Below are 25,020 nucleotides of genomic sequence, written 5' to 3' on the forward strand. Positions count from 1 at the left end.
TGCGCGCCGTCACACCCCCGTCGCGGCGGTGATGCTCCACGCTGCGGCAGCCTCGCGGATCACCGCGACGCCCCCCGGTTCGAGCGTGAACGCATCCTCGGCACCCGTGACGAGGTCGACGCCGCCGCCCTCGACTCGAACGGGAGCCGAGCCGTGGTGCAGCAGGAAGAGATAGTCGGACGCCGCACCGCGACGGCGGATCGCCTCGACTCCCAGCGCGATCGCCCCCTCGACCGTCGGTCGGAGGCCGAGGTCCGAGGCGACGTCGGCGAGAAGTGCGTCGCGCGACTCCGGCGTGAGCCGCGTGGACACGTACACGGCTGATCCTGCGCCGTGCGCCCGGCGGGTGATCGCGGGAGCACCGGCGAGCGAGCCGGAGGTGTAGGTCGTCGTCGCCTCCGCGCCCTCGAGGTGAACCCGCTCGCTCCACAGCTCTCCGACGAGACCGTCCGCGAGGGCGAGTCGCTCGCCCTCGACAAGCGGGCGGATCTCTTCGACACGGATGCCGAGAAGCTCGCGGAGCATGCCCGGGTAGCCGCCCGGGACGACTCTCTGCGACGAGTCGACGACGCCCGAGAAGAAGGAGACGATCACGTGTCCTCCGGCGGCGACGTACTCCTCGATCCACGCGACGGTGTCGGAGTTCATCGCGTAGAGGGCGGGCACGACCAGCAGACGGTATCGCTGCGCGTCGCCTCCCGGCCGGACGAAGTCGACGGGAAGGCCTGCGCGCCAGAACGACCGGTGGGTGGCTCGGACCTCGTCCGCGTAGTCGAGGGCTTCGTTCGGCAGGTGGGGGGTCTCGAGCGACCACCATCCCTCTGCGTGCCAGACGATCCCGATCTCGGCCTCGAGCACGCGCCCGTCCGCCGGGGGCTCTGCGACCTCTTCGATCCGCTCGAGCATTTCTCCCAGCCGGACGATCGCTTCGTAGCTGCGCGAGTCGCCGCCCACGTGCGGCACCATCGCGCCGTGCCACATCTCGGAGCCGGCGGCTCCGGCGCGCCACTGGAAGAAGAGCGAGCTCTGCGATCCGCGCGCGATGTACCCGACCGAGTTGCGGATCATGCGGTCGGGCTCTTTGACGATGGTGCGGTCGCCGACCCGGATGCCGGTCGCGTTCTGCTCCATGAGCACCCACGGACCACCGGCCCAGGAGCGGGTGAGGTCCGAACCGTAGGCCACGTGCGCCTCGCCGTCCGGACCGGCGGTGTCGAGGTAGTGGTCCACCGAGACGAAGTCCTGGGCGTCGCTCCAGGCCCACTGCTCCAGATGGTTCCACGTCGGGAGCATGAAGTTCGTCGTGACCGGTGCGGCCGATCCCGTCGCGCGGATCTCCTCGACCTGCTCGCCGTAGGCGGCCAGCATCTCATCGGAGCAGAAGCGCTTGAAGTCCACCACCTGGGCGGGGTTGTGCAGGTACTGCGTCTGCTGCGGCGGCAGCACTTCCTCCCAGTTGTCGTAGCGCTGCGACCAGAAGGCGGTGTACCAGGCGTCGTTGAGGTTCTCGAGGGTCCCGTACTTCTCGCTCAGCCATGCGCGGAAGGCGCGCGCGGCATGAGGGCCGTGGTCGATCGTGCCGTACTCGTTGTGGATGTGCCAGCCGCGCAGCCCCGGATGGGCGCCGTAGCGCTCGCCGAGGAACCGTGCGACGCGCCGGGCCGCACCGCGATACGCCGGCGCACTGATGGCATACGTGTCACGGGATCCGTGGAGGACGGGGGTTCCGTCCGCGCGGAGCGGAAGCGCGTCGGGGTGAGCGATCGTGAACCACGGCGGCGGCGACGCGGTGGGCGTCGCCAGGAAGAACCCGACCCCGGCATCCGTCAGCAAGGCGATGATGTCGTCGAGCCAGCCGGCATCGAACTCGCCTTCGCGCGGCTCGAGCATCGCCCACGAGAAGACGCCGATGGTGACGGTGTTGACCTTCGCCCGCTTCATCAGCTCGATGTCTTCGAGCCACACCTCGCGCGGCCACTGCTCGGGGTTGTAGTCGCCCCCGAAGAGGAAGCGGCCGGGGGCGAAGGGCGAGTGCGACATGGCGCGTGGGTCTCCTGTCTGGGCTGCGATGTGCGTTCCGGGCGGTCGGGTCGGCGTCATCCCTTGAGGCCGCCGCTGACGAGATCGAGCCGCCAGTAGCGCTGAAGGACGAGCATCATGATGATCAGGGGGATGATCGACACCGCCGCGCCGATGATGGCCAGGCTGTAGAGCGACGGCGTGCCCGATCCCTTCGACAGCAGCGTGTAGAGGCCGACGGTCAGGGGGTACATCCGCTCGTCCGAGAGCATGATGAACGGCAGCAGGAAGTTGTTCCAGATCCCGACGAACTGGAGCAGGAAGATCGTCACCATGCCCGGCACCATCATCGGCAGCACGATGGAGCGGAAGATGCGGAAGTCGCCGGCGCCGTCGATGCGGGCGGCCTCCATGGTCTCGGACGGCACCGCGGAGGCCGCATAGACGCGGGCCAGGAAGATGCCGAACGGCGAGATCAAGACCGGCAGCAGCACCGACCAGTACGTGCCGGCGAGTCCGACCTGCGACATCAGCAGGTACTGCGGGATGGCGAGCGTGATCCCTGGGAGCAGCACCCCCGCGAGGATCGCGTAGAACCAGACCTGCCGGCCGGGGAACTCGTACTTTGCGAGGGCGAAGCCCGCCATGGTCGAGATGAGGGTGGAGAGCAGGGCGCCGACACCGGCGAAGATGAGGCTGTTCCCGGCCCACAGGCCGAACTGACCCCCGCCGTAGCTGAACAGGTCGCTGAGGTTGTCGAGGAGCCCGGAGCCGGGCACGAACGTGAACGTGGTGAACAGCTCAGTGTTCGACTTGGTCGAGGCGATCAGCACCCAGACGACCGGGATGAGGCAGTAGATCGCTCCGAGGAGGAGCACGGCCGTCGCGAGGAACGACCTCGGCCGGCGTGGCTTCGGGGCGATGCTCGACTCCAGCGTGACGCGACTCGCGGGACGGCGTTCGACGAGCGTGGTCATTCGTTTCCTCCGAACGCGCTCTTCTGCGTGGCACGCAGAAGGATGATCGACAGCAGCAGCGTGCCCAGCGCGAGCACGACCGAGGAGGCGGCGGCCAGCGAGAGATCGTCGCGGGTGAACGCGTCGCGATAGATCGTCATGAGCGGCACCCATGTCTGCGAGATCTCGTTCGTCATCGGGCGCAGCGTCTGCGGCTCGCCGTAGACCTGCAGGGTTCCGATCAGGGCGAAGAGCCCGGTCAGCACGAGTGCGGGGGCGACGAGCGGGATCTTGATGCGCCAGGCGATCTGCCATTCGCTCGCACCGTCGATGCGTGCGGCTTCGTAGATCTCGCTCGGGATGCCGCGCAGCGAGGTGTAGATGATGATCATGTTGAAGCCGATGCCGCCCCAGATCGCGATGTTCGCGACGGAGGGGTAGAGGGACGCGCCGCTCAGCACGATCAGATCGGGAAGGCCGAGCTGATTGAGGATCCAGTTGAGCGGGCTCGTCGAGGGGAGGTAGAGGAATCCCCACAGGAGCGAGGCGATGACGCCCGGCACGGCGTACGGGATGAAGATCGCGGTGCGTGAGAACCGCGCCGCACGGACGCCCGGCAGGTCGAGCAGGAGCGCGAACAGCAGAGCCAGCCCCAGCGTGAGCGGCACGGCGATGAGACCGTAGATCGCGAGCCGGCCGAAGCCGGCGAGGAACTGGGGGTCGGTGAAGGTGCGGGCGTAGTTCTCCAGCCCGACCCAGGTCTCCTCGCGAACGCCGAACGGGCCCTCTCCGGCCACCCGCAGACCGCGGAAGCTGAGATAGATCGCGTAGGCGATGGGGATGGCGAGGAAGGCGATGAACAGAACTCCCGCCGGAAGCAGGAACGCGTACGGGGCGACCCAGCGGGGAAGGCGGCGGCTCGCGGGACGGAGGCCGGTGGCGGCGGTCACGACGATGCTCTCCTTTGAGTGAGGGGAAGGGGCGGATGCCGGTGGTCGTGCCACCGGCATCCGCCTGGCTCAGCGAGCCTCGACGGTGAAGCCCGACGTCTCCATGTCTTCCACCACGACCTCTTCGGTCTCGGTGAGGGCATCGCGCAGCGGTGTGCCGCCCGTCACCGCGGCCGACATCGCGTCCTGGAAGGCGCTGGATGCCACGTTGACGTTCGGACCCCACGTGATCTCGGGAATGGTGTCGGCGGCGATCTGCGCCGCGACCGTCCAGTAGTCGGTCTGGGCAGACATCAGTGCCGGCGGCTCGCTGTCGAGGGTCAGCTGCTGACCGGCCAGTGAGGCGGGGTACTGCCCCTCCTCGATCTGGATGGCCGACGCCTCCTCGGACGCGCCGACCCACGCCGCGAACTCGGCGGCTGCCTCGGCGTGCTCGGTGGAGGTGGTGACGATGGCGGCGGAACCGCCCTGGAAGGCCACGGCCGAGTCGCCCTCGGTCCACTGCGGCAGCGGAGCCATCGCCCACTGGCCCGCCATGTCGGCCGCGACGCCGTTGATGACACCGGCGGCCCAGAGCCCGGCCGGCCACGACAGGATGTTGCCCTCGTTGAGCTGGGCGTTCCACTCCGGCGTGAGCAGCGGCTCGGCCTTCACGAGGTCGCGATCGATGAGGTCCTGCCAGTAGTCGGCCACGGCGACGGACGCCTCGTCGTCGAATCCGACCGTCCAGGCGTCGCCGTCGACCGTCCACCACTCGGCTCCGGCCTGCTGGGCGAGCCCGGCGAAGCCGCCGAACTCGGCCGGGGCGAAGGTCGTGATGTAGGTGTCCGGGTCGGCCGCGCGCACCGCTGCCGCGGCATCGGCGAACTCGGCCCACGTGGTGGGAACCGCGATGCCGAGCTCGTCGAACCGAGCCTTGTTGTATGTGAGGGCCTGCGGGCCCGCGTCCTGAGGCACGCCGTAGCTGGCGCCGTCGAAGGTCGCCTGGCTCCACACGCCCGGCGCGTACTCCTCTTCGAGGTCGCCCACCGCGTCGCTGATGTCGGCCGCGACTCCGGCGACGATCATGGCCGGAAGAGTGTTGTACTCGACCAGGGCGACATCGGGGGCGTTGCCTGCCCGCGTGGCCGTGACGAGCTTGGCCGACGAGTCGGTGCCGCCACCTGCGTCGGTGTGCTTCACCTGGATGTCGGGGTGAGACGCGTTCCACGCGTCCACGAGCGGCTTCTGCGACGTGCCCCACGCCCAGTATTCGAGCGTGATGGGGCCGTCTCCCTCCGGCTGGCTCCCGCCGCCCGAGCAGCCGGAGATCGCCACGGCGGCGATCACGATCGTCGTTCCCAGAAGGGCCCGTCGCTTCATCTGCACATCTCCCTCGACATGTGATTGCTGTGTAGGAGCCGTCTTCGACTCCGAATCGAAGCGCTTCCGCGAAGCGTTTCGATAATCACATTAGGCACTCGGCTCCAAAATGTGCAACCCTTCTTCGAGGGCGGGGTTCCGAAGGGATCCTGTCCTGACGGCCCTGACGTCGCGAGAAATCGAAGCGCTTCGTCATCGCCATGATTCATGACAATGGAAGTCCGATGGCGAAGATTCACGAAGTCGCGAAGGCCGCCGGCGTATCGATCAGCACGGTGTCGTACGCCCTGAGCGGGAAGCGTCCTGTCTCGGACGCGACGCGGGCGCGCATCGAGTTCGCCGTGCAGGAACTCGGCTACAGCCCGAACGCCAGCGCGCGCATGCTCGCCGGCCGGCGGACGCACATCTTCGCCCTCACCGAGCCGCTCCGCAAAGACACGCACGCGCCGACGCACATGGCGTTCGTCCTCGCGACCGCCGTGGCGGCTCGACGCCACGACTACGACGTGCTGCTGCTGACGGACGAAGAAGCGCAGGCCGGCATGCGCAGGGTCACCGCCAACGGGCTGGTCGACGCCATCCTCGTGCTGGACGTCGCTCCCGACGACCCCCGCGTCGAGCTCGCGCGCCAGATCTCCACGCCGACCGTCTTCATCGGCATCCCCAATGACACGGACGGGCTCGTCTGCGTCGATCTGGACTTCGAGGCGGCGACCGCCCGCGCGGTCGACCTCCTCGCCGATGCGGGCCACACCGCTGTCGGCCTTGTCGGCCAGGTCGAGACGGCCTACGAGAAGTCGAACTTCCCGCCGCGCGTGCGCGCGTCGTTCTTCGCACGCACCGCCGAGCGGGGCATCGAAGCGACCTACGGGACCTCCGGTGGGAAGAAGGTCAGCCGGACGACCGCCAGGGCGTCCGCGGCCCGCATGCTCGAAGCCGGAGCGACGGGCCTGGTGCTGCACTGCGCCGAAGAGGCCCAGGCGTCGATCCTCGCCGAGATCGCCGAGCGCGGGCTTCGCGTTCCCCAGGACGTCTCGGTGATCACGGTCGGCGCGTCCTTCGACACGGCGGCCCTGTCGATCCCGGTCGACTCCATCCCCCTCGTACCCCAGGCGTCGTGTGACCTCGCTGTCGAACTCGCCGTCCAGGCGCTCGACGACACCCCGCCCGAGCCGGGGATCCGCTTCGTCGCTCCGACCTACATCTCGCACGGGTCGATCGCTCCTCCCGGCGATCGTCCGGCCGCCTCGTCGCGCGGCTGACGCCGTACGGCTCCACTCTCGGCGTCGTCTGCCGCGAGTCGAAGCGCTTCGACAAGTTCATACCTCACGTCCCGACCACTGCAGGTCACCAAGAAAGGAGTGCCACCGATGGCACGATTCACCCGCAAGAGCAGCCGGCGCGCACTGACCGCCGTCGGTGCCCTGACGATCGGCGCTCTGACGCTGTCGGCGTGCGCCGGCGGCGGAGGCGAGGAGTCCGACGACAACACTCTGACGCTCTGGCACTTCGAGGGCGAGAACAGCGCGATGGGCATCGCCTGGGAAGAGGCGATCAAGGTCTTCGAAGAGGAGACCGGCGCGACGGTCGAGTTCGAGGCGAAGAGCTTCGAGCAGATCCGCTCCACCGCGAGCCAGGTGCTCAACTCCGATGAGGCCCCCGACATCATGGAGTACAACAAGGGCAACGCGACGGCGGGCCTCCTGGCCAGCCAGGGCCTGCTGGCCGACATCAGCGATGCCGTGGACGAGTACGGCTGGGCCGACAAGCTCGCCCCGGCGCTGCAGACCACCGCGCAGTACGACGACGAAGGCGTGATGGGATCGGGTCCCTGGTACGGCATCCCGAACTACGGCGAGTTCGTCACGGTCTACTACAACAAGGACACCTTCGCCGCGGCGGGGCTCGAGATCCCCACGACGTACGACGAGTTCACCGCCGTCCTCGACGCGTTCGCGGCCCAGGGCGTCACGCCGCTCGCCGAGGCCGGCCTCGAGTACCCGCTGGGCCAGCTCTGGTATCAGCTCGCGCTGAGCCAGGCAGACCGCCAGTTCGTCAACGACTACCAGCTCTACGAGAACCCCGTGGACTGGGAGGGTGAGGAGATCACGTACGCCACCGAGACGCTCCTCGAGTACGTCGACAAGGGCTACATCTCGTCCGACGTCACGGGCCTGAAGGCCGAGGACGCCGGGGTCTCGTTCATCAACGGCAGCGCGCCCATCTTCGTGTCGGGCAGCTGGTGGTACGGCCGCTTCGTCGACGAGATCGACGGCTTCGACTGGGGCGTGTTCCCCTTCCCTGACAGCGAGCTCAGCCTGGGCTCGTCGGGCAACCTCTGGGTCGTGCCGGAGCGCTCGGGCAGCAAGGACCTCGCATACGAGTTCATCGACATCACGATGCGCCCTGAGATCCAGGCACTCATCGGCAACAACGGCGGACTACCCGTCGCTGCCGACGAGGCGGACATCACCGACCCGAAGAGCCTCGAGCTCATCCAGGCGTTCAACGCCATCAACGAGGAGGACGGGCTGTCGTTCTACCCCGACTGGCCCACGCCCACCTTCTACGACACGCTCGTGGCCGAGCTGCAGGAACTCGTGAACGGCACCAAGACGCCGGCCGATGTGCAGCAGTCCCTCGGCGACGAGTACGAGTCCTACGCGGCGGACTTCCGCTGATCCCATGCCCGGGCGGCGCGCCGCCCGAGCACCCCGCCGGCTCGCCTCGCCGAGCCGGCGGTGGGATGCCGCAGCACGCGGTGCCGCGGCATCCCACACCCGACGAACCTGGAGAAGGACATGACCGCCGTCCCCTTCGTGCGGGCCGAGAAGGCCAAGCGCACCAAGCTTCCTCCCGAGGAGCCGTTGATCCCGCAGCGCGGGCGCGGCGGCTCGGGGGCGTACTGGCTCTACCTGCTGCCCGGTTTCGTGCTGCTCACCGTGATCGTGATCATCCCGCTGGTGTGGAACATCTACCTGAGCTTCACCGAGTGGCGCGGCATCAAGCCGCCGGAGTTCATCGGCCTCGACAACTGGATCGAGCTGATGGGCGACGCCAAGTTCTGGACGTCGTTCGGCAACAGCATCTGGATGATCGTCGCGATGGTGGTCTTCCCGACGATCATCGGCCTCATCCTCGCCGCGCTGCTCTTCGACCTCGTCGGCCGCAAGTTCGGCGGCAAGCTGGCGAGCTTCCTCCGCGCCACCTACTACCTGCCGCAGATCCTGCCCGCCGCGATCGCGGGCATCGTGATCGGCTGGATCCTGCGTCCGCAGGACGGCGCGCTCAACACCATCCTCGAGAACATCGGTCTCGGCGCCCTGACCCGCAATTGGCTCGGCAGCCCCGACACCGCCCTGGCGAGCCTCATGGTGGTGCTGGTCTGGATCCAGATCGGCTACCCGATCGTCGTCTTCATGGCCGCGCTGCAGCGGGTCGACCCCGAGCTCTATGAGGCCGCCGAACTCGACGGCGCGAACTGGTTCCAGCGGTTCCGTGCGATCACCGTGAGCATCATCCGGCCTGAGATCTATGTCGTGACCCTCACCTGCACCATCGCGGCGCTCAAGGTGTTCGGTCCCGTCTACGTCCTCACGCGGGGCGGCCCCGGTGACTCCACGAACGTGCCGGCGTACTACGCCTACACCGAGTTCTTCCAGTCGCAGCAGGTGGGCTACGGCGCAACCATCGCCACGGCCCTGACGATCGTGATCGCGATCGTGTCGGTGCTCTTCATCCGCGCGCAGAACGCCGCGGAGCGCAAGGAAAGGGCGGGACTGTGATGGCCGCCACCATGACCCTCACGACCGCCGACAAGAAGTCGGCGACCGGGCCCGGTCGCGCACGGCGCGGGCGCGGCGGCATGTACAAGAAGAAGGGGGTCGACTGGCTGATGCTGGCGTTCGCGGTCGCCGCCGCGATCCTGATCATCGCGCCCTTCTACCTGATCCTCGTCAACTCGTTCAAGTCGCCGGCGGACTACTCCAACAGCGGACCGCTGTCGCTGCCCACCGGCATCTACCTCGACGGCATCGCAGCGTTCTGGGAGCGCGTGAACTTTCCCGAGAAGGTGTGGAACTCGTTCTTCATCTCCGGCGCCGTCGCGGTGCTCGCGGTCCTCATCTCGGTGCTGAACGCCTTCGCGATCGGCATCGGGCGGGTGCGCGGCCGTTCCTGGGTCGTGCTGCTGTTCCTGCTGGCGAACCTGCTGCCGCAGGAGGCGCTGCTGTATCCGCTGTACTACATGTTCAAAGCAGTCGGTCTCTACAACAACGTGTGGTCTGTCATCATCATCTTCACGGTGATCCAGGCGGCGTTCGGCACCTACCTGCTCGCGTCCGTGTACGGCACGTTCCCCAAGGAGGTGCTCGAGGCCGCGTCGATCGACGGCGCCGGCCGCTGGCAGATCCTGTGGCGTGTGATCTTCCCGATCTCCCGGCCCACGCTCTCGGTGCTGCTGATCTTCTTCTTCATCTGGACGTGGAACGAGTTCCTCATCCCGCTGACGTTCCTGGTCTCGAACGCCAACCAGACCGTCCCGGTCGCGATCAGCGTGCTGCAGGGCGACCGCCTCATGGACGTCACCACAACGAGCGCGTCGGCCCTGCTGGGCCTCATCCCCACCCTTATCTTCTTCCTCATCTTCCAGCGCACGCTCACGCGTGGCATCACGGCAGGAGCAGTCAAGTAATGAAGTTCACCGACGGGTTCTGGCAGCTTCGACCCGGGGTCACCGCCCTGTACGCGCAAGAGGCGTACGACATCTGGCAGACCGAGTCGCCCGCCGACGGTGAGGCGCTGGTAGTGACGGCCCCGACCGGCGTCATCGCCAAGCGCGGCGACACCCTCAATCGCCCCGTTCTCACGGTCACGCTCTCCTCGCCGCTGGAAGGCGTGGTGCGGGTGCGCGTCGCGCATCATGAAGGCGGAGACTGGCACGGCGGCTTCGAGCTGACCGGTGCCGTCGAGGGAGGCGTGGGCGTGGGGACCGTCACCGACGACGGCGGTGTGCTCACGACCGGCGCCCTCACCGCGCGAGTGACCCCTGGGGCACCGTGGAACCTCTCGTTCGAGATCGACGGGCGGCGGGTGACCGGCAGCGGCCACAAGTCGGCCGGATACGTACGGCTCGCCGCCGACGCGCAGGTCGACCCGGGAGTCGTGCGCAATGCGCGCGCGGGCGCCCGGGTGCCGCAGGCCGACACGTTCGTGCACGAGCAGCTCGACCTCGGCGTCGGTGAGCTGATCTACGGGCTCGGCGAGCGGTTCGGGCCGGTGGTCAAGAACGGGCAGACGGTCGAGGTGTGGAACGCCGATGGCGGCACCTCGAGCGAGCAGGCGTACAAGAACGTGCCGTTCTACGTCTCGAGCCGCGGGTACGGCGTCCTCGTCAACGACCCGGGCCACGTCTCGTACGAGATCGGCTCCGAGGCCGTGGAGCGCGTGCAGTTCTCGGTGCCCGGCGAGGTGCTGGAGTACTTCGTCATCGCGGGGCCGACGCCCAAGGACGTGCTCTCGCGGTACACCGCGCTCACCGGGCGGCCCCCGGTGGTGCCGGCGTGGTCGTACGGGCTCTGGCTGTCGACGAGTTTCACGACCGATTACGACGAGGCCACGGTGACGTCGTTCATCGACGAGATGGCGGCACGCGAGCTGCCTGTCTCGGTCTTCCACTTCGACTGCTTCTGGATGCGCGAGTTCAACTGGTGCGACTTCGAGTGGGACCCGCGCACCTTCCCCGATCCCGAGGGCATGCTCGCGCGACTGCACGAGAAGGACCTCCGGGTCTCCGTCTGGATCAACCCGTACATCGGCCAGCGCTCGCCGCTGTTCGCCGAGGCTGCCGCGCAGGGCTATCTGGTGACCCGCCCCGACGGATCGGTGTGGCAGTGGGACCTCTGGCAGGCAGGGATGGGTCTGGTCGACTTCACCAACCCCGACGCGACCGCCTGGTACCAGGGATACCTCCGCCGCCTGATCGACCAGGGCGTCGACTGCTTCAAGACCGACTTCGGTGAGCGGATCCCGCTCGAGGTCGACTACTTCGACGGCTCCGATCCCTCGCGCATGCACAACCTCTACACGCACCTGTACAACCGGGCCGTGCACGACGTCCTCGTCGAAGCACGCGGCGAAGGCGAGGCTGTGCTGTTCGCTCGTTCGGCTACCGCCGGCGGGCAGTCGATGCCGGTCCACTGGGGCGGCGACTCGACCTCCACCTTCCCCTCGATGGCCGAGACGCTGCGCGGTGGCCTCTCGCTCGCGATGAGCGGGTTCGCGTTCTGGAGCCACGACATCGGCGGATTCGAGGGCACGCCGGATGCCGCGGTCTTCAAGCGCTGGACCGCGTTCGGGCTGCTCGGCAGCCACTCCCGCTTCCACGGCTCGAGCTCGTACCGGGTGCCGTGGGCGTTCGACGACGAGGCCGTCGAGGTGACGCGCGTGTTCACTCACCTGAAGATGCGCCTGATGCCGTACCTGTATCAGGCGGGCGTCGACGCGGCGGGCACGGGTGTTCCGGTGATGCGGCCGATGCTGCTCGAGTTCCCCGACGACCCCGCGGTGGCCTACCTCGACCGTCAGTACATGCTCGGAAGCGACATCCTGGTGGCCCCGGTGTTCTCCGCATCGGGCGAGGTGGAGTTCTACCTGCCCGGGGGCACGTGGACGAGCCTCATCACCGGCGAGCGGGTCGAGGGCGGTCGCTGGGTGCGCGAGACCCATGGCTTTGCGAGCCTGCCCCTCTACGCGCGTCCCGGAGCGGTGATCCCGTGGGGCGCACGCGCCGATCGACCGGACTACGACTATCTCGACGGGCTGTCGCTGCGCGTGTTCGCGGGCGGCAGCGGCACGGCCGAGGTCACGGTCACGACGCCCGACGGCCGTTCCGAGACGTTCGCGGTCGACCGCACGGAGGTGACAGAGTGAACCCCGTGACCTCCACTCCGTCCACGCCCGCCCGCACCGTCCAGGGCAGCCCTGACTACCGCGATTCGGGGCTCGTCTTCCCGCCCGGGTTCACGTTCGGCTCGGCGACTGCGTCGTACCAGGTCGAAGGCGCCGCCGCCGAAGACGGCAGGCTCCCCTCCATCTGGGACACCTTCAGCAAGACGCCCGGCAAGGTGTGGAACGGCGACACCGGCGACGTGGCTTGCGACCACTATCACCGGTGGGAGAGCGACCTCGACCTCATGAAGGAGCTCGGGCTCGGCGCCTACCGCTTCTCCATCGCGTGGCCCCGCATCGTCCCGACCGGCACTGGTGAGGTCAACCAGGCGGGCATCGACTTCTACTCCCGCCTGGTCGACGGCCTGCTGGAGCGCGGCATCCGGCCCGTCGCGACGCTGTACCACTGGGATCTGCCCCAGACGCTGGAGGATGCCGGAGGCTGGACCTCGCGCGCGACCACCGATGCCTTCGAGCGGTACGCCGAGATCATGGGCGCCGCGCTCGGCGACCGCGTGCACACGTGGACGACCCTCAACGAGCCCTGGTGCTCGGCCTACCTCGGCTATGGCCAGGGCGGGCACGCCCCGGGGCGGCACGAGCCGGCCGCCGCGCTCGCCGCGGTGCACCACCTCAACCTCGCGCACGGCCGAGCCGTGCAGGCGCTGCGCGCCACCTCGACCGGCGACCCGGACTACTCGATCACGCTGAACTTCCACGTCCTTCGGGGAGTGGGCGACGGCGCAGCCGAGGCGATGCGACGCATCGACGCACTCGCGAACCGCGCGTTCACAGGCCCGCTGCTGAAGGGTGAGTACCCGGCGGACCTCCTCGAAGACACGGCATCGGTCACCGACTGGTCGTTCGTGCAGGACGGCGACCTGGAGACCATCAATCAGCCGATCGACGTGCTGGGCGTCAACTACTACTCGACCGCGACGGTGCAGCTGTGGGATGGCGTCTCGCCGAAGCAGATGAACGACGGGCACAAGGGGGCCGCCGGCGGCACGGCGTGGCCGGGCTGCGACCAGGCCGTCGAGTTCGTGCAGCAGCCCGGGCCGTACACGACCATGGGCTGGAACATCGCGCCCGAAGGGCTCGAAGAGCTGCTGGTCTCGCTGCACGAGCAGTTCCCCGACCAGCCCCTCATGGTGACCGAGAACGGGGCGGCGTTCGACGACGTCGTCGCCGAAGACGGCACCGTCCCGGATCCCGAGCGCCTCGACTACCTGCGGCGCCACTTCACGGCGGCGCACCGCGCCATCGAGCGCGGCGTCGATCTGCGCGGATACTTCGTGTGGTCGCTGATGGACAACTTCGAGTGGGGCTACGGCTACGCCAAGCGGTTCGGGATCGTGCGCGTCGACTTCGACACGCTCGAGCGCACCGTGAAAGACAGCGGCCACTGGTACGCGCAGCTGGCGAAGACCGGCGTCCTGCCCGAATAGGCGGCTGTCGCGGCGACGCCTGGGAGTCCGCCGGGATCTCCCCGGACGATCGCCGCGACATCCCGCCGGCCTGGCCGCAGTGGGGTGGGGGAGGCGTAGCCTGACGAACGTGACTGAGAAGGATTTCACGACCGGGCTGAACTTCACGAAGGAAGCGGATGCCTCGCGCTATACGCTGCGACGTGGCGACGAGCTGGTCAGCGTCCTCGACTATCGCGACGACGGTCGCACCGTGGCCATGACCCGCGCCTACACGATCCCCACCTTCCGCGGTCAGGGCTATGCCGGACAGGTCGTGGAGCGCGCCGTCGCCGAGCTCGAGACCAGCGGCGATCGCCAGGTCATCCCGGTCTGCTGGTACGTTGCCGACTGGTTCGACGAGAATCCCGACCGCCGCGGCATCCTCGCGGGGCGTCGCTCGGCGTAGACGTTCGGCGCGTCGCGGCACTCGGTGCAGCCGAGGCCTAGGCTGGCGCCGTGCATATGGAGGATGTCTTCACCGCGGTCGCAGTCGGCTTCGAGGCGCTGGGCGCCACCGCCATGCTGGCCGGGTTCCTCACCGCCGTCGTTCTCGGGGTGCGCTCGCTCGCCCGCGGCGAGGGCGGCCGGACGGCCTTCCAGGTGCTGCGCACCGCGTTGGGCTCGGCGATTCTGCTGGGACTCGAGATCCTCGTCGCCGCCGATCTGATCCGCACCATCACGTCGAAGCCGTCCCTCGAGGACGCCCTGATCCTCGGGCTCATCGTCCTGATCCGGACCGTTCTGTCGATCTCCATCCAGATCGAGATCGAGGGCACCCTGCCCTGGCGACGGGCCCTGCTGCGCAGCGGTGGCCAGATGGTGGGCGACGCGATCGCCCGGGACAAGTCCGCGACTCGCGCCGCCGCGACGGAGTGATCGGGACTTCGCAGGACTGATCAGCGTTGTCAAGCCCATGCCGCCGGAGGCCCGGCCGGGGGACGCTGGTACAGACGAGAGGAGCGCGCCATGGAACGCGACTTGCCTGACGGCGTCATCAACGCCGAGCCGGCCGGCGGCTGGGATGAGGTCGACGATGTGGAGACCCAGGAGCGCAGTGCCGAGGCATCCGATGCCGACACGCTGCTGACGGATGCCGCACTGCAGCCCGACGATCCGGTCGAGGGGGAGGCAGCCCGCCGTGGCGCCGATCCCGACCTTGCCGCCGACGCCGACCGCGGCGAAGAGCCCTGAGAGGAACACCATGAGCACGACAGGAAACGAGTCCGAGCGTCCGGGCGTCAACTACCCCGACCGCGGGGACGCCGGCGGCGCGACCGATACGCCGGAATCGCAGGATGCGACCCGCGACGAGACCACGAGTGGAGCAGCGGGAACCGGCGGCGCTCCCGGCGTGGCGCAGACCGATGACGCGGCGGGCCAGGCCGGCGGAGACGCCGGGATGCCCGACGACGCGAGCCACACGGCGGTCGGCATCGGCGTCATCGACGGCACCGATCACCACGGCGACGACGAGGGCCGCGATACGCTCACCGTGAGCTCTGCCCAGCAGACCCCCGGCGCACTGGGATCGGAGCAGGAACAGCGGCTGCCTGCCATGGATCAGAACAACGCTCCGGACGTCGACAAGGTCGCCGGGATCGTCGCGCAGACGCGCGCGGACGTGGGGACCGAGCCGCTCGAGCGGATCGTCGAGGTGCTGCATCAGCGACTCGACCAGTCGGGCGTCGATCTGCCGGATTCCGAGGTCGAAGAGCTCGCCCGGCAGGTGTCGACCGGCGACGCGCAGAGTCCCACGCAGTCCTAGGCGTCGATTCTCCTACCTCGGGAAAGGCGGCTCCGTCAAGACCGTGTGTGGACATTCACAGCCTGGATAGCCTGATCCGCATCTCAACTCGAGCGCCGAACCTCGCCGGCGCCGAAACCCGAAGGAGAGATCATGCTGTGGACAATTCTCGGCCTCATCATCATCGGCCTGATCGCAGGTCTCATCGCTCGTGCCATCATCCCCGGCAAGCAGAGCATGGGCATCCTGATGACGATCGTGCTCGGTATCGTCGGCTCGTTCGTCGGAGGCTTCCTCGGATTCCTCATCTTCGGCAGCGACCCGAACGGTGGCTTCCTGCAGCCGGCCGGCATCATCGGATCGATCATCGGTGCGATCATCGTGCTCGGCCTGTACGTCTTCTTCGCCCGTCGTCGGGGAGTCACGCGCTCCTGACGTCTCCTGCCGGCCGCTGAGCTGCCGGCAAGGCTGCAACGACACCGCCTCACCCGGCTTCGGGTGGGGCGGTGTCGCATCTGCGGCCGATTCCGTGTGACGTACGCTCGACGCGTGGACGAGACCGTTCTCGGCGGAGGCAATGCGAGCGGGCGCGTGGTCAAGGTCGGCCACACCGTGCGCAAGCCGTGGGCCGCGTCGACCCCCAGCGTCGTGTCCTATATGGCGGCGTTGCGCGACGCGGGAGTGGACCTTCCCGCCGTAGTCGGCCGAGACGAGCGGGGGCGTCTGGCGACCGAGTACGTGCCCGGGCAGCTCGCGATCGACAGGTTCCCGCTGAGGCGCGATGAGCTCCGCCGGGTGGGCGCGATGGTCCGCGCCATCCATGACGCCAGCACCTCCTTCCGTCCGCCGGCCGATGCGGTGTGGACGACCGCCATCCCGGCGCCTGATGGCGAGATGGTCTGTCACAACGACCTTGCGCCGTGGAACCTGATCGTGGGCGAACGATGGGTGTTCATCGATTGGGATGCCGCGGCTCCGAGCACCCGCCTGTGGGATCTCGCCTACGCGGCTCAGGCCTTCTGCGTGAATGACCCCGGCCGAGCGCCCTCCGACGCCGCTCTCGATCTCGTCGCATTCGTGGACGGCTACGACGCGGATGCCGAACTGAGGGCCGATCTGCCGACCGCGATGAACGATCGCGCGCTCGCGATGTACCGGCTGCTGGAGTCGTCCGCTCGTTCCGGCCGTGAGCCATGGGCGTCCATGTTCACCGACGACCACGGGCGGCATTGGCAGGACGCGTCGGCGTATGTCGGACGCCATCGCGATGTGTGGGCGGTCGCGCTCTCGCGCGCATAGGTCCGCTTCCATATACGACTCGGAACCGGGAAGCGCAACCGGGATGTCAGAGCCGGGCTGTCCTGCTTGAGTGACAGGTACGGGCGCGGCGCGTGCGCCCGCCGGGACCGGTCCCAGACCTGATGCACGCTGTGCAGCGAGATGAGGAGCAATCATGCAGCGAGACCCGAATCACCCCAGCCAGGCTGAAGGCGAAGACCCGGACGACACCGCAGATGCATCCGTCGAGCCGCAGGATGGCCACCCCTCGCAGGCGGAAGGCGAAGACGCCGACGCGCCCGCTGCCTCGCAAGGCGAGGACAGCTGACGGTTCGACCCACGGGCGATGCTCGTCTGGGCGGGGCCGGCAAGCGGACGAAGGCGCGGCGGACTCACCCGCGATCAGTCGCTCGGCGGCCTGCGCAGCCGCTTGACGTCGGTGCGGTGCTTCTTCGCCGTCAGGCGCCGTTCCTTCGCGCCCCGGCTCGGCTTCGTCGCCCGCCGAGTCGGCGAAGGAGGTAGCAGCGCTTCGGCGACGACGGCGGCGAGCCGTGCACGTGCGGCATCCCTGTTGCGCAATTGAGCGCGGTGCTCGGATGCCGCGATCGTGAGCACTCCGTCGACCAGGCGACCGTTCAGCCGTTGGAGCAGTCGCTCGCGCTGAACCGGCGAGAGAACCGCCGAGTTCGCGGCATCCCAGACGAGTTCCGCTCGGGAGTCCGCCGTGTTCACGCCTTGCCCGCCCGGTCCCGACGAGCGCGAGAACCGCCACGACAGCTCCGACTCCGGGATGGTGATCCTCGTGTCGACCCGGAGACCGGGACGGTGAGCTGCGGGCATGAACCCATCATCCTCTTGCAATGGCGACCCCTGTCGGCCGTACTGTCGACCCGACGCGGGCCATCGCCCCGAAGCGATACGGTCGTCAAGCGGTGCCCGAGTGCGGACCCCCGCGTGAGATGTTGAACCACAGGAGCCCGACACATGCCCGATCACGCTCGTCTCGGCCGGAAGCAGATGAGACGGTGAGCGGCGCAGAGGCGCCTCTCACGCGCCGTATCGAACTCACTCTGCTCAGGCCCTGGTTCGCGCTCTACGCCGGCGTGAAGCCGACGCTCATCATCGAAGGACGTGGCCAGCCGGTGCAGTGGGGTCTCGGCACCTGGCAGGTGCGCTCCGACGAGACCGTGGCCATCGGGGTCTTCCTCTTCAACAGGATGTGGCGCTTCGGCCAGGCTGAGCACGCGCTTCACCCCAGTGATCCACCGGCGCTCGTCTACCGCGCGCCTGCGCTGCCGTTCGTCCGTGGCCGGCTCGGTCCGCCGAAGAACCGCGCAGACTCTTGAGAGCTCGCCCGTGCGAGAGGATGGGCGGGTGAGCTCGCGATACGTCAGACCCTCCGCCGTAGACGCGGTCTTCAACGGCATCGTCGGATGGCTCACGAAGATCGGCTTGCCGCTTGCCGGGAGTCGGGTGCTGTCGGTGCGGGGCCGGACGAGCGGGGAGTGGCGCTCTACCCCGGTCAACCCGCTGCGGGTGGGAGGCAACCGGTACCTGGTCTCTCCGCGCGGACACACGCAATGGGTCCGCAACATGCGCGTGTCCGGCGTCGGACGTCTCTCGAGCGGCCGCCGGACGGAGGACTTCCGCGCCCAGGAGGTCGCCGATGACGAGAAGCCGCCGATCCTGCGCGCATACCTCAAAGCGTGGGCGTGGGAGGTCGGCCGGTTCTTCGAGGATGTCGATGCCTCGGCGTCGGACGCCCGGCTGCTCGAGATCGCGCCGGACTTCCCCGTGTTCCGCATCGTCTCCTCATCTGGCTGAGGGGTGCTCGAAAGCACTCCCGTCGGCGCCACGGGCGGATCCGTCTATCAGCGGGTTCTCGGTGACGACTTCTCTCGACGACGATGGCTCCCGGCAGAGCGTCGACGTTCGCGTGGATGCTCCGGTCCTCGGCGAGATCTTCCGCTACACCGGCGACTTCGACTACGAGCTTCGGAGGCGTTGACCTGCGATCTGCGCGCCAGAGGTGAGGTCACATACGCGCGTAGCGGGCGCGGGCGAAGCAGAAGAGGCCGTAGACGATGAGCCCGGCCGCGACGATCCAGAGGATCACCGCTCCGAACGGAAGCTCGGCGAGAGCGCGCAGACCGGCATCCAGGCCGCCGGCCGTCTCAGGGTCGTGGGTGAAGGCCGCGACGACGAACAGCAGTCCGGTCACCGCGACGGCGATGCCCTTCGCGACATAGCCGACGACGCCGAACGTCACGATGCCCTTCCGCGCGACGCCGGCCGGAAGGTCGAGGTGCTTCTCGAAGGCGCGCTTCGCGCCGCGCACGATGAACGCGATGCCGACGGCGACCACGATGAGCCCCACGAGCACCAGCAGCACCACGCCGCCGGGCGTCGCCATCAGCTGCGAACTGAACGACTGGGACGACTCCGACGACTGCGAGCGACCGCCGAGCGCGGCGACCAGAGCCGTTGCCGCGATGGCGAGGTACGCGACGGCGGTGCCGATGTACTTCGCGCGATGGGCCCACTTCTTCTTGGCGTCGGGGTCGCGTTCGATCAGCGCCTCGGCGATCTGCCAGACGGCCAGCGCGACGAGGCCCACGACGATGGCCCACAGCAGCACGATCCCGGCGGGAGCATCGCGGATCTTCTCCACCGCGCCGCTCTGGTCGGCCTCTCCTCCTCCTCCGCCTGCGGCGATCGAGATCGCGATCGCGCCGATGAGGATGTGCAGGATGCCGAGGACGACGTAGCCGATGCGCGCGAGCACGCGGAATGCGGTCGAATTCTGGGCGCGTCGGGCCGCGCTCTTCGGGGTGGTCACAGCAGGAGCGTAACCACGGTCCAGCGCGCGGAGGACGAGGTTGCGCCCGGCGCTGCGACGTGCTTACCGGCGATCGGCGGTCACCGTCTCGCCGCCCGCCGATCGCGGTACGCCTCGACTGCGCACCAGACGATCGTCGCGACGGCGACTCCCTCGAGCATGCCCGCGACGACGTCGCTGAGCCAGTGGGCGTGGAGATACGTCCGGCTCCACATCATGAGGATCACCCACGCGGCGCCCGCGACCCACACGTACCACCGCCTCAGGAGCAGTCCCAGCGTGAGGGCGACGGTCGTCGCCACCGCAGTGTGGCCCGACGGGAAAGACGTCGCGACGCTCTCGGCCAGCGAACCGGGCGGTCGAGACCGAGCGATGATCGCGGCCATCGGCGCGCCGATGGCGACCACCACGACGATCGCGATCGCCACGTTCGCGGCATCCCATCGTCGTCGTCGCCACAGGAAGAGCAGGACCAGCAGGGTGCCGATCACGATCATCCCGATCGTTCCTCCCACCACCGCGGGCACCCACGCGGTCGCGAGCCCGGCATCGCTGAGGGTGTCGAACATCAGGTCGTTCCACCAGATGTCGAGCGCGAGCGGATGATGTCCGCCGAGAGCCACGACGAAGCGAAGGATGACGAACGCGACAGTCGCGGCGACCCCGACGATGAGAGCCACCGATCGGCGCGCGTCCGCTGCGACAGCGGTGGTCGAGTTCTCGGAGTCTTCCGCCGGAAGAGGCTCAGCGTCCGACACCGCATCCCCGTTCTCGTCTGCAGCGAGCGACAGATCCTTCGCTCAGCAGAGAACAGTCTGCATCACCGCCGGACGCGCCGACGCGCCGACCGCCTCACGCCGCCTCGTGAGCGGCTGGGCGACGTCGTCAGGCGATCGCGCAGGCGGTCGTCGAGCATTCGCCGATCGGATGCACTCCGATCGGCCGAGCCCAGGCGGCCCGCCGGGCGCGCTGCGGCGTCGCCACGACCGGACCGGCGAGAGGTGCCACCACCTCGGCTTCAGCGAGACGATGCTCGCGGATCGAGGCGAGCACGGCGTTGTCACGGTCACGGTTCCACGTGTCGTGACGGTACTGGTGTTCGGCGGCGGTGACGAGCGAGAGCATGATTCCTCCGTGGTTTCCGACAGTGGAAACCTACGCCGGGGCTCCGACATTGCCGGGTGCGCAGCAGATGGCAGGATTCGGGTGCACGACGGCAGGATGGCCGTCACTTCTCCCGCAGGAACCGCCGGATCTCGCGCGCCGAGACGGCGGCATCCCGGATCATCGTCTCGTGCCCGTGGCCGGGCACTTCGACCAGTCGACCGTCCGGCAGTGCGGCGATGATGCTCGCACACCAGTCGCGCGGTGCGACGAGGTCATCCTCGCCCCGCAGCACGAGCACCGGCGCAGCGACGCGAGGAAACGTCTTCTCCGGCTCGTGCGCGAGCATCGCGCGGAACTTGCCGCGAATGCGCGGCCCGGCGCGCAGGTATTCGCGCGCCCCGAGGAGGATGACGCGGGGACTCTCCACGGCGATGTCGCGCAGAAGGCGCCACAGCTGCCGTGCCGCGGTGCGTGCCGAGGGGTCGACCGTCGGCCCGACGAGCACGAGACGATCGACCACGTCCGGCTCCCGGGCGGCCACCTCGGTGACCACTTGCGCTCCCATCGAGTGGCCGACCAGGACGGCCGGCCGGCCCACGCGCTCGCGCACGTACGCCGCGACGAGGTCGGCGCTGCGTTCGATCGTGAGCACCCGCGCAGGCTCGGGTGCTTCGCCGTACCCGGGGAGGTCGAGCGCGATCACCTCGCCGGCATCGAGGTGGCTCGCCAGTTCGCCGAAGACGGTCCGGCCCATCCCGATGCCGTGCACGAGCACATACACCGGGTGCCCCGCTCCGCGACGCTCGGCGATGATCGTCGCGCCGGCGTGCGTGTACTCCTCGACCACCGCCACCGATCAGGCCGCGCCGGGCTGGTCGTGCAGGCCCACGCGGTCGGGGATGTCGAACTGCACTCGGGGAAGCCAGGTCGCCGGTTCGGGCCACGGCCTGGAGGCGGGCAGGCTGCGCAGCCGCGCGCGAAGAGCGGCACCGGATGCCTCGACCGGCAGCACGCGCGAAGGCGCATGGTGTGCGAGAGCCCCGAGCCACCAGTGGCGCCACGTGCCTTCGATCGCCTCGGGACCGGCGACGACGTAGTAGTCGGGCATGACGGCCTCGCCGGACGAGAACAGGGTCAGGAGCGCGTCGACCTCGAGCTCGAGGGAGCCGAGGGTGGAGCGCTGCTCGTACAGCTCCACCCAGGCAGCTGCGACGTGTTCGAGCGGGTCGGCGTCGTGGACGACGTAGGGCGTCGACACCGAGGCGACGAGATGTGCGGCGACCGCCGGCTGGGCCTCGCGCAACGACAGGGCGACGAGTGCGGGAACATCGGCCAGCCCCGTCAGCAGCTCGTCACTGTCGGCGCCGACGAGCGCCACGACGGTGGATCGCGGGGCGGTATCTGAGCTGAGCGCCATATTCCACGATACGTCGCCGAGGGGGCCGGTGCTGCCGCACCTCGCCGTGGCGGCGGTTCCCGTCGCTCTCGAGCTCCCGGTTCGTGCGGTGTCGGCCTGCCTCGGCGGTCATGTCGGCGGGCGAACGTACGGTGTGAGCATGCGCATCCTGCACACCTCGGACTGGCACATCGGGAGGTCCTTCCACGGCCACTCGACGCTGGACGCGCTCCGTGGCGTGCTCGAGGCGCTTGTCACCCAGGTGCGGGATCATGACGTCGACGTGGTGCTGGTCGCGGGCGACGTGTTCGACTCGGCGACCCCGGCCTCGGGGGCGTACACGCTGCTTTCGGACGCGCTTCGCGGATTGGCGGATGCCGGCGCCACCGTCATCGTCACGAGCGGCAATCACGACTCGGCGGCACGCCTGGGCTTCCAGTCGTCGCTGCTGCGCTCGGGGGTCCACGTCATCACAGACCCGACCTCGATCGGCACGCCGCTCACGGTCGCCGACGAGCACGGAGACGTCCACTTCTACGGCATCCCCTTCCTCGAGCCCGTGCTGCTGCGCAGCACCTGGCCCGGCGTCCGCTCGCAGTCCGACGCCCTCGGCCGCGCGATGGAGCTCGTGCGCGCCGATCAGGCCCACCGCGGCGGCCGCGCCGTCGCGATGGCGCACTGCTTCGCCGCGGGGGTCGAGCCGACGCCGCAGCTCGAGCGCGACATCCAGCAGGGCGGGCTCGACATCGTGCCCCTGTCGACCTTCGACGGCGTCGACTATATGGCCCTGGGTCACATCCACGGTCAGCAGCAGCTCAGCCCTCGAGTGCGCTACTCGGGCGCGCCGCTGCACTACAGCTTCGGAGAGAGGTTCAAGCCACGCGGGTCATGGCTGATCGAGCTGGATGCCGGGGGGCTGGGCGCGGTCGAGTGGCTCGACCTGCCCGTGCCGCGCACCCTCACGACGCTCACGGGCTCGCTCGATGAGATCCTCACCGAGGCGCGTTACGCCTCGCACGAGGCGGACTGGATCAACGTGGAGTACACCGACGCGCTGCCGCAGCGCGATCCGATGCGACGGCTCCTCGCGCGCTTCCCGTACTGCGCCGCCGTGGCGCACATGCCGGCGGCGTCTTCGGTCGACGATGCGCGCACGTACACGCAGCGCGTGCGCGCAGCCAGAAGCGAGGCCGAGCTCGTCGATGCCTTCCTCGCCCACGTGCGCGAGGGAGAGGGCGCGTCGGCCCGCGAGGCCGAGCTCATCGCCGAGGTGGTCGAAGAGCGCTCGCACGCCGAGGCGCACGCGTGAGGCTGCACCGGCTGGAGCTGACGGGCTTCGGACCGTTCCGCGAGCGGCAGACCGTCGACTTCGGCGCCTTCGACCGTGACGGGATCTTCCTGATCGCCGGGCGCACCGGCGCCGGCAAGTCGAGCATCCTCGACGGCGTCTGCTTCGCGCTGTACGGGTCGGTGCCGAGGTACGACTCCGGCGAGAAGCGGCTGCGCAGCGACCATTGCGAGCCGGAGGATCCGACGGAGGTCCGGCTCGAGTTCACCGTCGGCGAGCGGCGATGGCGCATCGCCCGCGCCCCGGAGTACCAGCGGCCGGCTCGCCGCGGCGGTGGCCTCACGACGGAGCCGACCCGCGCGGAGCTGGAGGAGCTGGTCGACGGACGCTGGGTCGGCCGGGCCGCGAAGCCGCGCGACGTCGGGCTGCTCCTCGACGATGTGCTCGGACTCAACGCCCAGCAGTTCCAGCAGGTGATCCTGCTCGCGCAGAACAAGTTCTCGCGGTTCCTGCTCGCTTCCGGCGCCGAGCGGCAGTCGCTGCTGCGTGCGCTGTTCGGCACCCGCCGTTACGAGGACTACGCCCGCGAGCTCGGCGAGCGCGGCAAGGCCGCACAGCGGGAACTGGACGCCGTCGGCGAGCGTGCGCGCACTCTCCTCGGCCAGGCGGAAGGTGTCATCGCGGGCAGCGGTGTCGGCGATGCCGACGCGGCCGAGCCGGCGGGCGATCTCGCGGCGCGGCGCGCCGCCGTGGTGCTGGGCGCCGAGCGCGCCGCGTACCGTCTCGACACGCTGAGTCACGCCCGCGAGCGTGCCGATCAGGCGCGTGCGACGGCGGATGCCGAGCACGGGGCCCGCGTGGCGCTCGCGAGGGCGCAGTCCGATCTCGTCGCCTCGCGGGAGCGACTCGCCGCGCTCGACGATGCCGCGGAGCGGATCGCAGCCGACCGCGCCACAATGGAGCGCGCCCGCGCTGCGGAGGCGCTGCGCGCGACGCTGGAGGCGGTTCGCCGCGCCGGCGACGCGGCTGCCGCTGCGGCGGCGGAACGGGCGGCCGCCGAGGCCTCATGGGAGTCGGACGCGGAATTCGCGGGATTCGAGCACGCCGGCGAGCTGGAGCCGATCATCGAGCGCCTCACCGGCGAGGTGGCTGTGTGGACGGCCGCGGCCACGCAGGAGGCGGAGCTCGACGCCCGCGAGGCAGAACTGCGCCGGAGCGCCGAGCACGTCGCCGACCTCGAGCGCGATCTCGAGGTGATGGACGCGCAGCGCGCACTCGTACCGGGTGAGCTGGCGCGTCTCGACGATGAGCTGAAAGCGGCCCGGGAGGCGGCTGCGCTCGTCGCCCCGGCGCGTGGCCGGCGGGACGAGATCGCCGAACGACTGACCGCAGCGCGCGAGACCGAGACCCTGGCGGAGGCGGTGCGCGCCGCCGAGACCAGGCATCGTGACGCCGCCCGTGCTTCCGCCACCGCGGCGACCGCGGTCGCCGCGCTGCTGCAACGACGGCTCGACGGCTACGCCGGCGAACTCGCGGCGACCCTGGAGAAGGGTGAGCCCTGCGCAGTGTGCGGATCGCTCGAGCATCCGCACCCGGCCCCGGCGTCCGACGAGCCCGTGACCGACGACGACCTCGTCGCCGCGGAGGCCGAACGCGACGTCGCC

Annotated in this window: 28 protein-coding genes; 18 read left to right on the forward strand and 10 right to left on the reverse strand. The window is 69.3% G+C overall.

The annotated features are described in order from the left end of the window. Positions 1–9 precede the first annotated feature (9 nt). From WYM_RS13315 to WYM_RS13330, 4 genes are all read right to left on the reverse strand, one after another. Positions 10–2,040, reverse strand: a complete 2,031-nt coding sequence (locus WYM_RS13315; RefSeq protein ID WP_019181341.1) for a beta-galactosidase — start codon at positions 2,038–2,040, stop codon at positions 10–12. A 56-nt stretch (positions 2,041–2,096) separates the two neighbouring features. Further along, positions 2,097–2,996 (reverse strand): carbohydrate ABC transporter permease, encoded by a 900-nt coding sequence (locus WYM_RS13320; RefSeq protein ID WP_019181342.1) that lies wholly within the window; start codon positions 2,994–2,996, stop codon positions 2,097–2,099. Beyond that, complete coding sequence (locus tag WYM_RS13325) at positions 2,993–3,925, reverse strand: carbohydrate ABC transporter permease (protein WP_019181343.1); 933 nt, start codon at positions 3,923–3,925, stop codon at positions 2,993–2,995. Before WYM_RS13325 ends, WYM_RS13320 begins: the two co-directional genes overlap by 4 nt. Before the next feature lie 69 nt (positions 3,926–3,994). Continuing rightward, on the reverse strand, positions 3,995–5,287 hold the full coding sequence (locus WYM_RS13330) for an ABC transporter substrate-binding protein (RefSeq protein WP_040569354.1): 1,293 nt from the start codon (positions 5,285–5,287) through the stop codon (positions 3,995–3,997). Positions 5,288–5,511: 224 nt separating this feature from the next. On the opposite strand from WYM_RS13330, the gene WYM_RS13335 reads away from it, so the two are divergent. The 13 genes from WYM_RS13335 to WYM_RS21795 all read left to right on the forward strand — a co-directional run bounded on the left by WYM_RS13335 (position 5,512) and on the right by WYM_RS21795 (position 17,054). Then, on the forward strand, positions 5,512–6,549 hold the full coding sequence (locus tag WYM_RS13335) for a LacI family DNA-binding transcriptional regulator (protein WP_019181345.1): 1,038 nt from the start codon (positions 5,512–5,514) through the stop codon (positions 6,547–6,549). A gap of 108 nt (positions 6,550–6,657) precedes the next feature. Then, positions 6,658–7,968: an ABC transporter substrate-binding protein gene (locus tag WYM_RS13340; RefSeq protein WP_019181346.1), complete on the forward strand. Its 1,311-nt coding sequence runs from the start codon at positions 6,658–6,660 to the stop codon at positions 7,966–7,968. Positions 7,969–8,088: 120 nt separating this feature from the next. Further along, positions 8,089–9,072, forward strand: a complete 984-nt coding sequence (locus WYM_RS13345) for a carbohydrate ABC transporter permease (protein WP_019181347.1) — start codon at positions 8,089–8,091, stop codon at positions 9,070–9,072. Positions 9,073–9,083: 11 nt separating this feature from the next. Continuing rightward, complete coding sequence (locus WYM_RS13350) at positions 9,084–9,980, forward strand: carbohydrate ABC transporter permease (protein WP_026059810.1); 897 nt, start codon at positions 9,084–9,086, stop codon at positions 9,978–9,980. Further along, positions 9,980–12,217, forward strand: a complete 2,238-nt coding sequence (gene yicI / locus WYM_RS13355) for an alpha-xylosidase (RefSeq protein ID WP_019181349.1) — start codon at positions 9,980–9,982, stop codon at positions 12,215–12,217. Before WYM_RS13350 ends, yicI begins: the two co-directional genes overlap by 1 nt. Next, positions 12,214–13,683 carry a family 1 glycosylhydrolase gene (locus WYM_RS13360; protein ID WP_019181350.1) on the forward strand — a complete coding sequence of 490 codons (1,470 nt, stop codon included), beginning with the start codon at positions 12,214–12,216 and terminating at the stop codon, positions 13,681–13,683. The genes yicI and WYM_RS13360 overlap by 4 nt, the downstream gene beginning before the upstream one ends. Before the next feature lie 109 nt (positions 13,684–13,792). Continuing rightward, positions 13,793–14,110, forward strand: a complete 318-nt coding sequence (locus WYM_RS13365; RefSeq protein WP_019181351.1) for a GNAT family N-acetyltransferase — start codon at positions 13,793–13,795, stop codon at positions 14,108–14,110. A 56-nt stretch (positions 14,111–14,166) separates the two neighbouring features. Then, complete coding sequence (locus WYM_RS13370) at positions 14,167–14,580, forward strand: DUF1622 domain-containing protein (RefSeq protein WP_019181352.1); 414 nt, start codon at positions 14,167–14,169, stop codon at positions 14,578–14,580. 90 nt (positions 14,581–14,670) lie between these two features. Further along, a complete protein-coding gene (locus WYM_RS13375; RefSeq protein WP_019181353.1) occupies positions 14,671–14,895 on the forward strand; it encodes a hypothetical protein in 225 nt (74 codons plus the stop codon). Between the two features lie 10 nt (positions 14,896–14,905). Continuing rightward, a complete protein-coding gene (locus tag WYM_RS22245; RefSeq protein WP_019181354.1) occupies positions 14,906–15,469 on the forward strand; it encodes a hypothetical protein in 564 nt (187 codons plus the stop codon). Between the two features lie 132 nt (positions 15,470–15,601). Next, positions 15,602–15,883, forward strand: a complete 282-nt coding sequence (locus WYM_RS13385) for a GlsB/YeaQ/YmgE family stress response membrane protein (RefSeq protein ID WP_019181355.1) — start codon at positions 15,602–15,604, stop codon at positions 15,881–15,883. 114 nt (positions 15,884–15,997) lie between these two features. Beyond that, entirely contained in the window at positions 15,998–16,747 is a 750-nt protein-coding gene (locus tag WYM_RS13390; RefSeq protein ID WP_040569355.1) for a phosphotransferase, read from the forward strand. 154 nt (positions 16,748–16,901) lie between these two features. After that, positions 16,902–17,054: a hypothetical protein gene (locus WYM_RS21795; protein ID WP_019181357.1), complete on the forward strand. Its 153-nt coding sequence runs from the start codon at positions 16,902–16,904 to the stop codon at positions 17,052–17,054. 74 nt (positions 17,055–17,128) lie between these two features. Here WYM_RS21795 and arfB read toward each other — a convergent pair whose 3' ends face one another. Next, positions 17,129–17,566, reverse strand: a complete 438-nt coding sequence (gene arfB / locus WYM_RS13400) for an alternative ribosome rescue aminoacyl-tRNA hydrolase ArfB (protein ID WP_019181358.1) — start codon at positions 17,564–17,566, stop codon at positions 17,129–17,131. A 185-nt stretch (positions 17,567–17,751) separates the two neighbouring features. Here arfB and WYM_RS13405 point away from each other — a divergent pair, with 185 nt between their 5' ends. From WYM_RS13405 to WYM_RS22395, 3 genes are all read left to right on the forward strand, one after another. Further along, complete coding sequence (locus WYM_RS13405) at positions 17,752–18,072, forward strand: hypothetical protein (RefSeq protein ID WP_019181359.1); 321 nt, start codon at positions 17,752–17,754, stop codon at positions 18,070–18,072. 28 nt (positions 18,073–18,100) lie between these two features. Continuing rightward, complete coding sequence (locus WYM_RS13410) at positions 18,101–18,550, forward strand: nitroreductase/quinone reductase family protein (RefSeq protein ID WP_019181360.1); 450 nt, start codon at positions 18,101–18,103, stop codon at positions 18,548–18,550. A 61-nt stretch (positions 18,551–18,611) separates the two neighbouring features. Further along, the gene (locus WYM_RS22395) at positions 18,612–18,734 is read left to right on the forward strand and encodes a hypothetical protein (protein ID WP_019181361.1); all 123 of its coding nucleotides are present in this window, start codon (positions 18,612–18,614) and stop codon (positions 18,732–18,734) included. A gap of 27 nt (positions 18,735–18,761) precedes the next feature. Here the strand turns inward: WYM_RS22395 and WYM_RS13420 are convergent, their stop codons facing one another. The 5 genes from WYM_RS13420 to WYM_RS13440 all read right to left on the reverse strand — a co-directional run bounded on the left by WYM_RS13420 (position 18,762) and on the right by WYM_RS13440 (position 22,089). Next, positions 18,762–19,565: a DUF1206 domain-containing protein gene (locus tag WYM_RS13420; protein ID WP_019181362.1), complete on the reverse strand. Its 804-nt coding sequence runs from the start codon at positions 19,563–19,565 to the stop codon at positions 18,762–18,764. An 80-nt stretch (positions 19,566–19,645) separates the two neighbouring features. Next, positions 19,646–20,323, reverse strand: coding sequence for a phosphatase PAP2 family protein (locus WYM_RS13425; protein WP_019181363.1), 678 nt, complete (start codon positions 20,321–20,323; stop codon positions 19,646–19,648). A 127-nt stretch (positions 20,324–20,450) separates the two neighbouring features. Beyond that, positions 20,451–20,690, reverse strand: a complete 240-nt coding sequence (locus tag WYM_RS13430) for a hypothetical protein (RefSeq protein ID WP_019181364.1) — start codon at positions 20,688–20,690, stop codon at positions 20,451–20,453. A gap of 103 nt (positions 20,691–20,793) precedes the next feature. Continuing rightward, positions 20,794–21,525: an alpha/beta fold hydrolase gene (locus tag WYM_RS13435; protein ID WP_019181365.1), complete on the reverse strand. Its 732-nt coding sequence runs from the start codon at positions 21,523–21,525 to the stop codon at positions 20,794–20,796. Positions 21,526–21,528: 3 nt separating this feature from the next. Then, positions 21,529–22,089: a hypothetical protein gene (locus WYM_RS13440; protein WP_019181366.1), complete on the reverse strand. Its 561-nt coding sequence runs from the start codon at positions 22,087–22,089 to the stop codon at positions 21,529–21,531. 139 nt (positions 22,090–22,228) lie between these two features. Between WYM_RS13440 and WYM_RS13445 the strand changes: the two genes are divergently transcribed. Together WYM_RS13445 and WYM_RS13450 are read left to right on the forward strand one after the other, a co-directional pair. Beyond that, positions 22,229–23,377 carry an exonuclease SbcCD subunit D gene (locus WYM_RS13445; protein WP_026059813.1) on the forward strand — a complete coding sequence of 383 codons (1,149 nt, stop codon included), beginning with the start codon at positions 22,229–22,231 and terminating at the stop codon, positions 23,375–23,377. Then, positions 23,374–25,020 (forward strand): AAA family ATPase (locus tag WYM_RS13450; RefSeq protein ID WP_019181368.1); only part of this gene is annotated, 1,647 nt, incomplete at its 3' end. The genes WYM_RS13445 and WYM_RS13450, both read left to right, overlap by 4 nt.

It is taken from the genome of Microbacterium yannicii PS01 (assembly GCF_000304335.1).
Classification (GTDB): Bacteria; Actinomycetota; Actinomycetes; order Actinomycetales; family Microbacteriaceae; genus Microbacterium; species Microbacterium yannicii_A.

What these genes read in the sequence shown, in the direction of transcription:
- WYM_RS13315 (WP_019181341.1), bottom strand. Translation starts at nt 2,040, where the DNA reads ATGTCGCACTCGCCCTTCGCCCCCGGCCGCTTCCTCTTCGGGGGCGAC.
- WYM_RS13320 (WP_019181342.1), bottom strand. Translation starts at nt 2,996, where the DNA reads ATGACCACGCTCGTCGAACGCCGTCCCGCGAGTCGCGTCACGCTGGAG.
- WYM_RS13330 (WP_040569354.1), bottom strand. Translation starts at nt 5,287, where the DNA reads ATGAAGCGACGGGCCCTTCTGGGAACGACGATCGTGATCGCCGCCGTG.
- WYM_RS13335 (WP_019181345.1), top strand. Translation starts at nt 5,512, where the DNA reads ATGGCGAAGATTCACGAAGTCGCGAAGGCCGCCGGCGTATCGATCAGC.
- WYM_RS13340 (WP_019181346.1), top strand. Translation starts at nt 6,658, where the DNA reads ATGGCACGATTCACCCGCAAGAGCAGCCGGCGCGCACTGACCGCCGTC.
- WYM_RS13345 (WP_019181347.1), top strand. Translation starts at nt 8,089, where the DNA reads ATGACCGCCGTCCCCTTCGTGCGGGCCGAGAAGGCCAAGCGCACCAAG.
- WYM_RS13350 (WP_026059810.1), top strand. Translation starts at nt 9,084, where the DNA reads ATGACCCTCACGACCGCCGACAAGAAGTCGGCGACCGGGCCCGGTCGC.
- yicI (WP_019181349.1), top strand. Translation starts at nt 9,980, where the DNA reads ATGAAGTTCACCGACGGGTTCTGGCAGCTTCGACCCGGGGTCACCGCC.
- WYM_RS13370 (WP_019181352.1), top strand. Translation starts at nt 14,167, where the DNA reads ATGGAGGATGTCTTCACCGCGGTCGCAGTCGGCTTCGAGGCGCTGGGC.
- WYM_RS13375 (WP_019181353.1), top strand. Translation starts at nt 14,671, where the DNA reads ATGGAACGCGACTTGCCTGACGGCGTCATCAACGCCGAGCCGGCCGGC.
- WYM_RS22245 (WP_019181354.1), top strand. Translation starts at nt 14,906, where the DNA reads ATGAGCACGACAGGAAACGAGTCCGAGCGTCCGGGCGTCAACTACCCC.
- WYM_RS13385 (WP_019181355.1), top strand. Translation starts at nt 15,602, where the DNA reads ATGCTGTGGACAATTCTCGGCCTCATCATCATCGGCCTGATCGCAGGT.
- WYM_RS21795 (WP_019181357.1), top strand. Translation starts at nt 16,902, where the DNA reads ATGCAGCGAGACCCGAATCACCCCAGCCAGGCTGAAGGCGAAGACCCG.
- arfB (WP_019181358.1), bottom strand. Translation starts at nt 17,566, where the DNA reads ATGCCCGCAGCTCACCGTCCCGGTCTCCGGGTCGACACGAGGATCACC.
- WYM_RS13430 (WP_019181364.1), bottom strand. Translation starts at nt 20,690, where the DNA reads ATGCTCTCGCTCGTCACCGCCGCCGAACACCAGTACCGTCACGACACG.
- WYM_RS13440 (WP_019181366.1), bottom strand. Translation starts at nt 22,089, where the DNA reads ATGGCGCTCAGCTCAGATACCGCCCCGCGATCCACCGTCGTGGCGCTC.
- WYM_RS13445 (WP_026059813.1), top strand. Translation starts at nt 22,229, where the DNA reads ATGCGCATCCTGCACACCTCGGACTGGCACATCGGGAGGTCCTTCCAC.